This is a genomic window from Baekduia alba, assembly GCF_028416635.1.
Taxonomy (GTDB): Bacteria; Actinomycetota; Thermoleophilia; order Solirubrobacterales; family Solirubrobacteraceae; genus Baekduia; species Baekduia alba.
In genome coordinates, this window is sequence record NZ_CP114013.1 from 3,042,763 (window position 1) to 3,054,839 (window position 12,077).

13 protein-coding genes and 1 pseudogene are annotated in these 12,077 nt (G+C 73.0%); 3 read left to right on the plus strand and 11 right to left on the minus strand.

All coding sequences use genetic code 11. From position 1 onward, the window contains the following. Positions 1 to 44 precede the first annotated feature (44 nt). On the plus strand, positions 45 to 365 hold the full coding sequence (locus DSM104299_RS15295) for a YbjQ family protein (RefSeq protein WP_272472496.1): 321 nt from the start codon (positions 45 to 47) through the stop codon (positions 363 to 365). A gap of 3 nt (positions 366 to 368) precedes the next feature. On the opposite strand, the gene DSM104299_RS15300 is transcribed toward DSM104299_RS15295, so the two are convergent. Then, positions 369 to 1,409: a deoxyguanosinetriphosphate triphosphohydrolase gene (locus tag DSM104299_RS15300; protein WP_272472497.1), complete on the minus strand. Its 1,041-nt coding sequence runs from the start codon at positions 1,407 to 1,409 to the stop codon at positions 369 to 371. Positions 1,410 to 1,493: 84 nt separating this feature from the next. Here DSM104299_RS15300 and DSM104299_RS15305 point away from each other — a divergent pair, with 84 nt between their 5' ends. Beyond that, positions 1,494 to 2,417, plus strand: a complete 924-nt coding sequence (locus DSM104299_RS15305; protein ID WP_272472498.1) for a zinc-binding dehydrogenase — start codon at positions 1,494 to 1,496, stop codon at positions 2,415 to 2,417. Positions 2,418 to 2,421: 4 nt separating this feature from the next. Here the strand turns inward: DSM104299_RS15305 and DSM104299_RS15310 are convergent, their stop codons facing one another. The 3 genes from DSM104299_RS15310 to recO are packed head-to-tail and all read right to left on the minus strand — an operon-like array spanning position 2,422 to position 6,583. Further along, a complete protein-coding gene (locus tag DSM104299_RS15310) occupies positions 2,422 to 3,096 on the minus strand; it encodes a sulfite oxidase-like oxidoreductase (RefSeq protein ID WP_272472499.1) in 675 nt (224 codons plus the stop codon). Beyond that, the gene (gene ppdK, locus DSM104299_RS15315; RefSeq protein WP_272472500.1) at positions 3,093 to 5,744 is read right to left on the minus strand and encodes a pyruvate, phosphate dikinase; all 2,652 of its coding nucleotides are present in this window, start codon (positions 5,742 to 5,744) and stop codon (positions 3,093 to 3,095) included. The genes DSM104299_RS15310 and ppdK overlap by 4 nt, the downstream gene beginning before the upstream one ends. A gap of 11 nt (positions 5,745 to 5,755) precedes the next feature. Then, a complete protein-coding gene (recO, locus tag DSM104299_RS15320) occupies positions 5,756 to 6,583 on the minus strand; it encodes a DNA repair protein RecO (protein WP_349294572.1) in 828 nt (275 codons plus the stop codon). Between recO and DSM104299_RS15325 the strand changes: the two genes are divergently transcribed. After that, positions 6,506 to 6,766 (plus strand): glutaredoxin family protein, encoded by a 261-nt coding sequence (locus DSM104299_RS15325; protein WP_272472501.1) that lies wholly within the window; start codon positions 6,506 to 6,508, stop codon positions 6,764 to 6,766. The genes recO and DSM104299_RS15325 overlap by 78 nt on opposite strands. On the opposite strand, the gene mutM is transcribed toward DSM104299_RS15325, so the two are convergent. The 7 genes and pseudogenes from mutM to DSM104299_RS15355 form a co-directional block, all read right to left on the minus strand. Further along, the gene (gene mutM, locus DSM104299_RS15330) at positions 6,750 to 7,592 is read right to left on the minus strand and encodes a bifunctional DNA-formamidopyrimidine glycosylase/DNA-(apurinic or apyrimidinic site) lyase (protein ID WP_272472502.1); all 843 of its coding nucleotides are present in this window, start codon (positions 7,590 to 7,592) and stop codon (positions 6,750 to 6,752) included. The two genes, DSM104299_RS15325 and mutM, sit on opposite strands and share 17 nt — an antisense overlap. 71 nt (positions 7,593 to 7,663) lie before the next feature. After that, entirely contained in the window at positions 7,664 to 8,851 is a 1,188-nt protein-coding gene (locus tag DSM104299_RS15335; protein WP_272472503.1) for a phosphopentomutase, read from the minus strand. Positions 8,852 to 8,892: 41 nt separating this feature from the next. Next, entirely contained in the window at positions 8,893 to 9,447 is a 555-nt protein-coding gene (locus tag DSM104299_RS15340) for a hypothetical protein (protein ID WP_272472504.1), read from the minus strand. 50 nt (positions 9,448 to 9,497) lie between these two features. Beyond that, positions 9,498 to 10,472: a site-specific tyrosine recombinase XerD gene (gene xerD, locus DSM104299_RS15345; protein ID WP_272472505.1), complete on the minus strand. Its 975-nt coding sequence runs from the start codon at positions 10,470 to 10,472 to the stop codon at positions 9,498 to 9,500. An 84-nt stretch (positions 10,473 to 10,556) separates the two neighbouring features. Continuing rightward, positions 10,557 to 10,955 (minus strand): hypothetical protein, encoded by a 399-nt coding sequence (locus DSM104299_RS15350; RefSeq protein WP_272472506.1) that lies wholly within the window; start codon positions 10,953 to 10,955, stop codon positions 10,557 to 10,559. Between the two features lie 235 nt (positions 10,956 to 11,190). Then, positions 11,191 to 11,487: pseudogene (locus DSM104299_RS29560) on the minus strand (hypothetical protein); the annotation flags it as partial. Positions 11,488 to 11,522: 35 nt separating this feature from the next. Next, complete coding sequence (locus tag DSM104299_RS15355) at positions 11,523 to 12,071, minus strand: NUDIX hydrolase (RefSeq protein ID WP_272472507.1); 549 nt, start codon at positions 12,069 to 12,071, stop codon at positions 11,523 to 11,525. Positions 12,072 to 12,077 lie beyond the last annotated feature (6 nt).

The following is a 12,077-nucleotide window of genomic DNA, read 5'->3' on the forward strand; positions in this document are numbered from 1 at the left end:
GGGACGGGCACGCCGCCCGCGACCGTCTGGGTAAGGTCGCCGGCATGATCATCAGCACCATGAACGACCTGCCGGGCTACGACGTCGAGGAGGTCTTCGGCGAGGTCTTCGGCCTCACCGTGCGCTCGCGCAACGTCGGCTCGCAGATCGGCGCGTCGCTGAAGTCGCTCGTCGGCGGCGAGCTGAAGGGCATGACCAAGATGCTCGCCGAGGGCCGCGACCACGCCAGCGAGCGCCTGGTCGAGAACGCCGAGGCGATGGGCGCCAACGGCGTGCTCGCGTTCCGGTTCGACACGAGCGAGCTCGGCTCCACCTGGACCGAGATCTGCGCCTACGGCACCGCCGTGCGCGTGCGCAAGCGCTAGGCGCTAGAGCGCGAAGGACTCCGGCACCGTCAGCTCCTCGAAGATCCGCACCGCGTAGCGGTCGGTCATCCCCGCGAGGTAGTCGACGACGCGCTGGCCGAGGTCGGCCCCGGGCGCGCCGCCGTCGTCGGGCAGGCGCGCGGGGTCCTCGGCGTAGTAGGCGAAGAGCGTGCGCAGCAGGCGCTCGATCTTGCGCTGCTCGGTGTTCTGGCGCTCGCCGAGGTAGACGTTGGCGAACATGAAGTCGCGCAGCTCGTCCATCGCGGCGCCGGCCTCCGCGCCCTGGACGATCGCGCCGGCGGCCGCGGAGTGCTCGACGAGGTCGTGGACGAGCGCGTCGATGCGGTGCGAGCCGGTGTCGCCGAGCACGGCGATCGCGTCGCGCGGCAGGTCCGCCTCGCGCAGGACCCCGGCGCGGATCGCGTCGTCGATGTCGTGGTTGATGTAGGCGATGCGGTCGACGATCCGGACGATGCCGCCCTCGAGCGTGCGCGGCGGGTCCGCGCGGCCCGAATGGCCGAGGATCCCGTCACGGACGTCGTCGCTGAGGTTCAGGCCGCGGCCGTCCTTCTCCAGGACGTCGACCACGCGCAGCGAGTGCTCGTAGTGGCGGAACCGGCCGGCGAACCGGTCGCGCATGCACGCGTCGAGCACCGCCTCGCCGAGGTGGCCGAACGGCGAGTGCCCGAGGTCGTGCCCCAGCCCGATCGCCTCGGTCAGGTCCTCGTTGAGCGCCAGCGCCCGCGCGACCGTGCGCGCGACCTGCGTGACCTCGAGCGTGTGCGTCAGCCGCGTCCGGAAGTGGTCGCCCTCGGGCGAGACGAACACCTGCGTCTTGTGCTTCAGGCGCCTGAACGCCTTGGAGTGCACGATCCGGTCGCGGTCGCGCTGCAGCGGCGTGCGGAGCCCGCAGTCGGTCTCGAAGACCGGGCGGCGCCCCGGATAGGAGCGGGCGCCGAGCGGCGAGAGGTGCTCGTCCTCCCACGCCTGCTGGCGGGCGGCGAAGGCCTCGGCGACTCGGCCGGGTGCGGCGGCGACATCCATCACGCCTCCGAGTTTCGCACTCGGCCGATCGCGTCCTGCCCAAACGCCGCAGAGCCGCCGCGAAGTCGCGGTAGCGTCGTGACCATGCAAGCGCTCGTCGTCGCCGCCGACCCTCCGCACGTCGTCCTCGCCGAGGTCGACGACCCGCCGGCGCCGCTGCCCTTCGAGGCGGTCGTCGAGGTCCGGGCCTTCAGCCTCAACCGCGGCGAGGTCAAGGCGCTGGCCGGCGCGACGCCCGGCGCGGTCCACGGCTGGGACCTCGCCGGCATCGTCGCGCAGGCCGCGGCCGACGGCTCGGGACCGCCGCACGGCGCCCGCGTCGTCGGACTCAAGCACCCGCCCGGCGCCTGGGCGCGCCGTGTCGCGGTCCCGACGGCGCAGCTCGCCGAGCTCCCCGACACCGTCACCTTCGAGCAGGCCGCCACGCTGCCGGTCGCCGGCCTCACGGCGCTCCGCGCCTTCGAGGTCGCCGGCCTGCTGCTCGGCAAGCGCGTCGCGATCACCGGCGCCTCCGGCGGCGTCGGCCACGTCGCGATCCAGCTCGCCAAGCGCTCCGGCGCCCACGTCACCGCGGTCGCGCGCCGGACCGAGGGCCTGGCCGAGCTCGGCGCCGACGCGGTCGTCACGCACCTCGCGCCCGAGGGCGAGCGCTTCGCGGCGATCCTCGACGGCGTCGGCGGCTCGGTCCTCGGCGCCGCGATCCAGCGCGTCGCGCCGCGCGGCACGATCATCAGCTACGCCTCGACGATCTCCGAGCCCGTCGAGTACCCGACACGCGCGCTCTTCGGCCAGGCCTCCGGCGCCAAGGTGTACGGGTTGCTCATCTTCCCCGAGCTCCAGCACACCCAGTCCACCAGCGCGGACCTGACGCGCCTCGCCCACCTCGTCGCCGACGGCCGCCTCAAGGTCGACGCCTCGCTGGTGACGTCCTGGCGCGATGCGCCCCGCGCGGTCAAGGCCCTGCTCGCCGGCGAGATCCGCGGCAAGGCCGTCCTGACCGTCGACTAAGAACTCACTCGGCCATGCCCCGCGCGCGCCGGCGCAGCGTCCGGAACGCGAACGGGTCCTCGTGCGTGCGCTGCTCGGTCCAGGGGTCGCCGTCGTTGTGATAGCCGTTGCGCTCCCAGAACCCCGGCTCGTCGTGGTCGAGCAGCTCGATCGACTGCACCCACTTCGCGGACTTCCACAGGTACCGCGACGGGACGACCAGCCGCGCGGGGCCGCCGTGCTCCTGCTCCAGCGGCGCGCCGTCGGCGTGCGTGGCGATCAGGACGTCGTCGTCGGCCAGCGCGCTCAAGGGCAGGTTGGTGGAGTAGCCGCCGTAGGCGTGGACGAGCGCGTGCGTCGCGCTCGCCCGCGGCCGCGCCCGGTCCAGCAGCGGCCCGACCCGGACGCCGGACAGCCGCGTGTCGAACCGCGACCAGCGCGTGACGCAGTGCAGGTCGGAGGTCTGCCGCACCTGCTCCAGGGCGCCCACCTCGTCCCAGCGCAGCGCGTAGGGCTCCTCGACCTCGCCGTAGATCGCCAGCGACCACTTCGCCAGGTCGATCTCCGCCGACGGCCCGACGGTCAGCACCGGCCACTTGACCGTCGGCGACTGCCCGGGCGGCAGCCGCGCCGGGTCGATCCCGAGCTTGATCGCCCGCCTGCGCCCGCGCTCGCCGAAGACCGAGGGCGTCAGCTTCACGAGCGCGTCGCCAGATCGGGGTCGACGTCGCGGATCGCCGCCTGCGCCGCCGCCACGCGCGCGACGGGCACGCGGTAGGGCGAGCAGGACACGTAGTCGATGCCCGAGTGATGGAAGAAGTCGATGGAGTCGGGATCCCCGCCGTGCTCGCCGCACACGCCGAGCTTGAGCGACCCCTTCACCTTGCGCCCCAGCCACGCGCCCATCCGGACGAGCTGCCCGACGCCCGGGCCGTCCAGCGTCTCGAACGGCGAGCGGTCGAAGACCTTCATCTCGATGTAGCGCGCGAGGATCCGGCCCTCGATGTCGTCGCGCGAGAAGCCCAGCGCGGTCTGCGTCAGGTCGTTGGTGCCGAACGAGTAGAAGTCGGCCTCGTAGGCGATCTCGTCGGCGCGCAGACAGGCGCGCGGCAGCTCGATCATCGTGCCGATGGAGTAGTCCTTGCCCCGCGCGAGGCCGTGCTTGTCCCCCACGCGCTCGATCAGCTCCCGCATCAGCGCGAGCTCCCGGCGGTAGTCGACCAAGGGCACCATGATCTCGGCGTGCACGTCGCGGCCGGCCTCGCGCGCGGCGACGAGCGCGCGGAGGATCGCCTCGATCTGCATCTCGTAGATCGCCGGGTAGAGGATCCCCAGCCGGACGCCGCGCGTGCCGAGCATCGGGTTGACCTCCTGCAGCGTCCGCACGCGCTCGTAGGTGCGCTCGAGCGCGGCGACGTCGTCGGAGACCTCGACCCGCGCCCGCTCCAGCCGCGCCTCGACGTCGTGGAGCTTGGGCAGGAACTCGTGCAGCGGCGGGTCGAGCAGCCGGATGGTGACCGGCAGCCCGTCCATCGCCGCGAAGATCCCCTCGAAGTCGCCCTGCTGCAGCGGCAGCAGCTCGGCCAGCGCGGAGCGGCGCTCCTCGTCGTCGGTCGCGAGGATCACCTCGACCATCTTCTCGTGGCGGTCGTCGCCGAAGAACATGTGCTCGGTGCGGCACAGGCCGATGCCCTGCGCGCCGAACTCCCTCGCCTTGGCCGCGTCCTCGGGCGTGTCCGCGTTGGTCCGGACGTCGAGGCGCCGCAGCTCGTCGGCCCACTTCAGCACCGTCTCGAACTCGTCGCTGACGACCGGGTCGATCAGCTCGACGTCCTCGGTCGTCACGCAGCCGGTCGTGCCGTCGATCGCGATCAGGTCGCCCTCGCGCAGGACCACCTCGCCGTCGAGCCGGACCTCGCCCGCGGCGACGTCCATCTCCAAGGACCCCGCGCCCGTGACCGCCGGAACGCCCATGCCGCGCGCCACCAGCGCCGCGTGCGACGCCTTGCCGCCCTCGGCCGTCAGGACCCCGGTCGCAGCGTGGAAGCCCGCGACGTCGTCGGCCTCGGTGAACGGCCGCACGAGCACGACGTCGCGCCCCTCGGCGGCCGCGGCGACCGCGTCGTCGGCGGAGAACACGATCGCGCCCTTGGCGGCGCCCGGGGATGCGGCCACGCCGCGCGCCAGGACGTCGTAGGTCGCGTCCGGGTCGAACGTCGGGTGCAGCAGCGCGTCGAGCTTCTCGGCCTCGATCGTCTGCAGCGCGCCCGCCTTGTCCAGCAGCCCCTCGCCGACCGCGTCGACCGCGAAGCGCACCGCGGCCTGCGCCGGGCGCTTGGCGTTGCGCGTCTGCAACATGTACAGCTTGCCCTCTTCGACGGTGAACTCGGTGTCCTGCATGTCGCCGTAGTGCTGCTCGAGCTGGCGCAGGATCGAGAACAGCTGGTCATGGACCTCGGGCTGCCACTCGCGCAGCTCGCGGATGTCGCGCGGCGTGCGGACACCGGAGACGACGTCCTCGCCCTGCGCGTTGGGCAGGAAGTCGCCGGACGGCTCGGGCTCGCCGGTGACCTCGTCGCGCGAGAACGCGACGCCGCTGCCGCTCGTGTCGCCCTTGTTGCCGAAGACCATCTGCTGGACGTTGACCGCCGTGCCCCAGTCGTCGGGGATGCGGTTGATGCGCCGGTAGGCGACGGCGCGGTCGCCCAGCCAGGAGTCGAAGACCGCGCGGATCGCGCCGGCCAGCTGGTCCTGCGGGTCGGCCGGGAAGTCGTAATAGGACTTGAACGTCGCGGTGAGCTCCTTCAGCGCGTCGACGTCCAGCTCGGTGTCCTCGCGGACGCCGCGGTCCTTCTTGACGGCCTTGATCGCGTCCTCGAGCTTCTCGCCCGGCAGGCCGACCACGACGTTGCCGTACATCTGCACGAAGCGCCGGTAGGAGTCCCAGGCGAAGCGCTCGTTGCCGGTCTTCTCGGCCAGGCCGGCGACCGACGCGTCGTTCATCCCCAGGTTGAGGACCGTGTCCATCATCCCCGGCATCGACTCGCGGGCGCCGGACCGGACGGAGACCAGCAGCGGGTCGTCCGGATCGCCCAGCGGCTTGCCGGCATGCTCCTCCAGGCGCTTGAGCGCGGTCGCGACCTGGTCGTCCAGGCCGTCCGGGAACGCCCGGTCGGCGTTCATGTAGGCCACGCACGCGGCCGTGGTGATCGTGAAGCCCGCGGGAACGCGCTCGGGCCCCAGCACCCGCGTCATCTCCGCCACGTTGGCGCCCTTGCCGCCCAGCAGGTCGCGCATGTCGCGCGAGCCCTCGCTGAACTCGTACACCCACTTCTCGCCGTCGCCCATGCCGCGGGACACTATCCGTGCGAGGCGGCGCGCAGACGGACGTGCGCGTGGTGCTCCACGGTCTCGCCGATCGCGCGCTCGGCCTGGCGCAGCGCGCGCTCGGTGCCGGTCGGGGCGTCGGCCAGCGGCCGCGCGAGCGCCTCGGTGAGGAACGCGTGCGCCTCTGCCGCCAGCGGGAAGCCGCCGCCCTCGCACGCCGCGCAGACCACGCCGCCCGCGGCGCCGGAGAAGCCGACGAGGTGGTCGCGCTCCCCGCACGACGCGCACGCCGACAGCTGGGGCGCGAACCCGGCCGCGACCAGCAGCTTCATGCGGAACTGGAGCTGGTTGGCGTGGCTCGCGTAGGCGGGGTCGCCCTCCAGCAGGCCGAGCTCGTTGCAGAGCAGGAAGAAGACCGGCTGGGAGGCCTCGGCCTCGCCGAACAGGCGGTTGACCGCGTCGCAGGCGCGCGCCGCGGCGTCGATCGCCGGGCCGCTCTCGCGCAGGCGCGGGTAGCCGTGCAGGGTCTCGGCCGACGTCACCGTCAGCAGGTCCGAGCGGCCCTCGTGCAGCACGAGGTTGAGGTGGAAGAACGGCTCCAGCCGCCCGCCGAAGCGCGAGCGCGTCTTGCGGACGCCCTTGGCGATCGCCGATATGCGCCCGCGTGCCGGGGTATAGAGATGCAGGATCCGGTCGGCCTCGCCGTAGCGCATCGAGCGCAGCACCAGGGCTTCCGTCTTCAGGGAGCCGGACAGGAATGCCTCGCTATACTTCGTGAAGTAATGGCTGCCGTCACCGTCTACACCACTGACCCCTGCTCCTTCTGCGTCCGCGTCAAGCAGCTGCTTGGCGCCCGCCAGATCGAGTTCGACGAGATCAACCTGGCGAAGGACCCGGACGGACGCGCGGAGCTCCTGCAGCGCACCGGGATGATGAGCTTCCCCCAGGTGCTGATCGGCGGAGAGCTGGTCGGCGGGTTCCAGGAGACGCTCGCGGCCGACCAGTCCGGCCGCCTGGCCGAGCTGCTCAAGGCCGCCGCCTGACCCGCGGCCGGGGCTGGCAGGACTCGCACACGTAGGTCCCCCGCCCGGCCGCGACGAGCTTCCTGATCGCCGTGCCGCAGTTGTGGCACGGCTCGTCGCGCCGCAGGTGCACGAGGAAGTCGTTCTGGAACGCGCCGGACACGCCGTCCGGATGGCGGAAGTCGTCGATCGTCGAGCCGCCGGCGTCGATGCCCGCCGCCAGGACGTCCTTGACCGCCTGGGCGAGCGCGTCGTACTGCGCCGCCTTGAGCGTGCCGACCGGGCGCAGCGGATGGATCCGCGCCCGGAACAGGGCCTCGTCGGCGTAGATGTTCCCGACGCCCGCGACGTGGCGCTGGTCGAGCAGGAACGCCTTGACCGGCGCGCGGCGCCCGCGGGCCAGCGCGCGGAGCGTCGCGCCGTCCAGCTCGTCGCCCAGCGGCTCGATCCCGAGCTTGCCGGCGAAGAAGGCCTGCAGCGCGTCGTCGCCGATCGCCAGCTCCCCCGTGCCGAACCGGCGCGGGTCGCAGAAGCGGACGACCTGGCCGTCGTCGAGGTCGAAGAGCACGCGCTGGTAGGGCGTGTCGGGCGCGGGGTCCAGCAGCAGGTTGCCGGTCATCCGCAGATGGACGAGCAGGAAGACGTCGTCGGCCAGCTCGAAGATGAAGTACTTCCCGCGCCGCCCGAGGCGCTCGATCGTCCGGCCCTGCACCGCGTCGACGACCTCGTCGGGCGCGAGCGGCAGCGTCCAGCGCGGATCCAGGATCTCCAGGCGCCGGATCGTGCGCCCCTCGACATGGGGCGCGAGCTGACGGCGGATCGTCTCGACCTCAGGAAGCTCGGGCATCGCTGGGATCCAGGGTAGGCGGCGCGGCGGCGGCGCTCGAACGGCGCGCCGGCCCGCCACGCCGCGCGGTTCTAGCCCGCGGCGGTGAAGCCGGAGGCCAGGAACGGCGCTCCCGGCAGCTCGGGTGCTTCGCGGCCGGTCAGCCAGTCCAGGACGGTCGCGCCGACGTCGGACATCGGCCCGTCGTGGCGGTGGCCGTCGGACCCGGCGGTGATCGCGAGCAGTGGGACGTGCTCGCGCGTGTGGTCGGTGTGCGACGAGCGCGGGTCGACGCCGTGGTCGGCGGTCAGGATCAGGAGGTCGTCGGGGCCGAGCAGGCCGCGCCAGAGGCCGACCGCGTCGTCGATCTCCTTCAGCGCGCGGGCGAAGCCGTCCACGTCGTGGCGGTGGCCGTAGAGCTGGTCGGTCTCGACCAGGTTGGCGAAGATCAGGCCGCCGTCCAAGTCCTTCAACAACGCGGTGGTCGACGCGATCGACTGCGCGTTGGTCTTGCCCGGGTGCGCCGCGTCGATCGACTGGCCGGCGAACAGGTCGTGCACCTTGCCCACGGCGTGGACCGGGACGCCGTCGTCGGCGAGCTCGTCGAGGTAGGTGCGCGACGGCGGGTCCAGGCTGTAGTCCTTGCGCCCGGTCGTGCGCTCGAAGCTCCCCGGCCGGCCCGTGAACGGCCGGGCGATGACGCGGCCGACGGCGTCGGGGCCGGTCATGACGCCGCGAAGCGTCGCGCACAGCGCGTGCAGCTCGGGCTCGGCGAGGACGTCGTCGTGGGCGGCGACCTGGAGCACGCTGTCGGCCGACGTGTAGAGGATCAGCTCGCCGGTCTTCAGGTGGTGCTCGCCGAAGTCGTCGATCACCTCGGTCCCGGAGTACGGCTTGTTGCAGCAGAACTCGCGTCCGGTCGCGGCGCGCAGGCGCTCCACGACCGCGTCGGGGAAGCCGTCCGGGTAGGTCGGCAGCGGTGCGGGCGTGATCGTGCCCATGAGCTCCCAGTGGCCGGTCGTGGAGTCCTTGCCCGGACCGAGCGGATGGAGCCGGCCGTGCACGACGGGCGCGCCGGCCGCCGGCACGCCCAGAATCGTGGTGATGTTGCCGAGGCCGAGCTCGCCGAGGTTGGGCAGCGTCAGGCCGCCGGCGTCCTGCGCGACGTGGGTCAGCGTGTCAGCGCCCGCGTCCCCGTACTCGGCGGAGTCGGGCAGCTCGCCCACTCCGCAGGCGTCGAGGACGATGACGGCGGCACGGCGACGGCGTTCAGGGCTCACTCAGGAGACGATACGTCCTTACCCGGTGAAGGACTGCGTCCTTACTGGGGTGCGGATACGTGCACCGACCGCAGGAGCGGGCGGAACACCTGGGCGTCGACGGCGCGGAAGCTGTCGGCGTCCGCGTAGGCGTCGATCACGTACTCGGCGCCGTGGGCGTAGATGTGCGTGGAGCGCACGGTTCGCGGCTGGCCGGCGACGTGCTCGCGGGCGCGGATCTGGACCGCGGGCTCGCCGGCGATCTCGGTCGCGGCGGTCTTGATCTTCTCGAACGTCGCGTCGCGCTTGGTCGAGGCCTCCAGCAGCGCGTCGCGCGCGGACTGGAGCTGCAGCCGGCTCTTGGGCAGCGTCTCGGTGCGCGGGTAGCGCCACACGGCGACGGTCGCCTGCCCGGCCTGGGCCGTCGCGACGAGGTGGCCGCTGCCGGCGTCCACGTTCCAGTCGGCCGGCGGCGTGAACGCGATGCCGGCCTTCGGGAAGGCGCCGGTGGCCTGCGCCGACGTCGTGGCGGTGTCGTCGTTGGACGAGCCGCCGCAACCGGCGAGCGCCGCGACCAGAGCCGCGGCCGTCAGGGCGAGAGAAGCTGACCGACGCATGGATCGGCCATCGTGACACGCGCCGCGGCCGGCATGGACGTCTGTCCAGGTTACGGTGCGTCGGGATCGACGCCCGCGCCCCCGGCTCCGCCCGCCCGCGGGTGGGCGTTGAAGTAGACGTCCTTGAGGCGCTCGGCGCTGAGATGCGTGTAGATCTGGGTCGTGGCGATGTCGGCGTGGCCGAGCATCTCCTGGACCGCTCGCAGGTCGCAGCCGCCGGCGAGCAGGTGCGTCGCGAACGTGTGGCGCAGCGTGTGCGGGCTCATGCGGTCCTCGAGCCCGACGCTGCGCGCGTGGCGCTGGACGATCTTGTAGAGCCCCTGGCGCGTGAGGCCGGTGCCGCGGCGGTTGACGAACAGGTGGCGGTCGTCGCTGGTCGCCGTCAGCGGCTGGCGGCCGCGCTCGAGGTAGATCCGGACCGCGGCGATCGCCTCGCGGCCGATCGGGACCAGGCGCTCCTTGGAGCCCTTGCCGCGGGCTCGGAGCACGCCGGCGTCGAGGTCGACGTCGGTCACCTCCAGGTCGATCGCCTCGGAGGCGCGCAGCCCGCAGGCGTACATCAGCTCGAGCAGCGCGCGGTCGCGCAGCGCGCCCGGCTCGGTGCCCCTCGGCGCCCTCAGCAGGCGGTCGACGTCGCCGCGGCTGAGGACCTTCGGCAGCTTCTGGGACTTGCGCGGCGCGCGCAGGTCGGCGGTCGGGTCGTGGTGGACGGCGCCCTCGCGACGCAGGTGGCGGTAGAACGAGCGCAGGCACGCGGCCTTGCGCTGCAGGGTGGCGGGCCGGGCGGCGGGCCGGTCCTCGCTGCCGGCGGCGAGCGCGTCCAGGAAGCCGGCGAGGTCGGAGTGCTGGGCCTCCAGGACGTCGGTGCGGGTGGCGCGCAGGTGCTGGCCGAACTGCAGGAGGTCGCTGCGGTAGGCGTCGAGCGTGTTGCGCGACAGGCCGCGCTCGAACTCGAGGTAGGCGAGGAAGTCGAGCAGGTGGTGCTCGAGCGCGCGGGTCTCGGACGTTGCCGGGAGAACGGCCATGGCGATCTGGTTCGGGGCCGACCGGCCCGGTCCTCGCCGTGCAAGGCGATTCCCGCGCGGCCGGCCGGGCCCCGAGGTCCGTCGTTACTGCAGGAAGCCGGCGAGGTCGGTCGCGGCGGGCAGGCCCTGGACCTTCTTGGTGGCCTTGGCGCTGACGCGGTACTCGATCGCGCGCGCCGAGATGCGGAACGTCCGGGCCTTCTTGGTCAGCACGTAGTGGGCGGTCTTGCCGTCCTTGACGAGGTCGAACGAGCCGCTGCACGGCTTCTTGTCATTGACCTTCGGGACGGCGACGCACGCGATGCGGATGTTGGCGGCCTTGGCGCCGTTGCCTTCGAGGCGCGCGACGTCGCGGATGCCCTTGCGCATGGCGGCGTCGGCCTGCGGGTTCTTGACGGCGGCCTGCGCGGCGCCGGTCGTGGCGAGCGTGGGGACGACGACGGAGGCGGCCAGGGCGATCGGGAGGAGTCGAGTGCGGAGCATGACGTCTGAACGGCGCGTGCCGCGCGGAGGTGACGGTCCTGCGCGCGGTGTGGTATCGGCCGCACCCGTCAGCCGTGGCGCACGACTTCGCAGTGGGTCGTGCGGTCCCCGCGGTCGACGTAGGCGACGTCGCGGCCCGGACCGCAGTCGATGCGGTCGCCGCGGCCGTCGGCGGAGGCGCGGATCGTGTCGTCGCCGGCGCCGGCGCCGGCGTCGGGTCACGGCCGGGGCGGATCGCGTCGTCGCCGGGGCCGCCGCGGAGGACGTCGGCGCCGTCGTCGCCTTGCAGGACGTCGTCGCCGCGGCCGGAGGTGTCGCGCGGCGCAGCCTGCCCGCCGGGCGGCGGCGTGGCGCTGCCGGCCGTCGCCGCCCGTGCGGTCTTCGCCGACGCGGCGATCCGCTTGGCCATCCGGACGACGGTCGTGCAGCCGCGGAGGTGGTCGCCGGCGTCGGCGCTCACGACGTCGGAGCGGTCGCAGTCGATCCGATCGGCGCCGCCGTCGTCGAAGCCGCCGCGACGCCCAGCATCCATGCACGTCGCCTCACCGGTCGGGAAGCTACACGGATTCAGCGGTGCCGCAAGCGTTCGAACAACAACAACCCCAACAACGTCTTGGAGTCGTCGACCTGCGCGACCAGGCCGTCGAGATCGGTCAGCGGCCAGCGGACGATCTCGATGCGCTCGTCCTCGCCGGAGTCGTGCTCGCCCTCGGCGTCGCGCAGGCCCTCGGCGAGGAACAGGTGCACGGCCTCGCTGGTGAAGCCGACCGACGACCAGTAGGTCGTCAGCGGCGTCCAGCGGTCGGCGACCTTGCCGATCTCCTCGGCGAGCTCGCGCTGGGCGGTGACCATCGGCGACGCGTCGCCCGGGTCCAGGCGGCCGGCCGGGATCTCCAGGCTGTCGGGCTCGTCGATCGGCTCCCGCGGCTGGCGCACGAGCCAGACGTGCTCGTCGTCGACGGCCACGACCGCGGCCGCGCCGGAGGTGTGGACGATCTCGCGCTCGGCGGTCTTGCCGTCGGCGTAACGAAACGTGTCGTTGGTGACCGTGAGGATGCGCCCTTCGTGGATCAGCTGGCTGCCGATCCGCTCGAACGTGCGCGCGTCGTGACCCATGGCGCG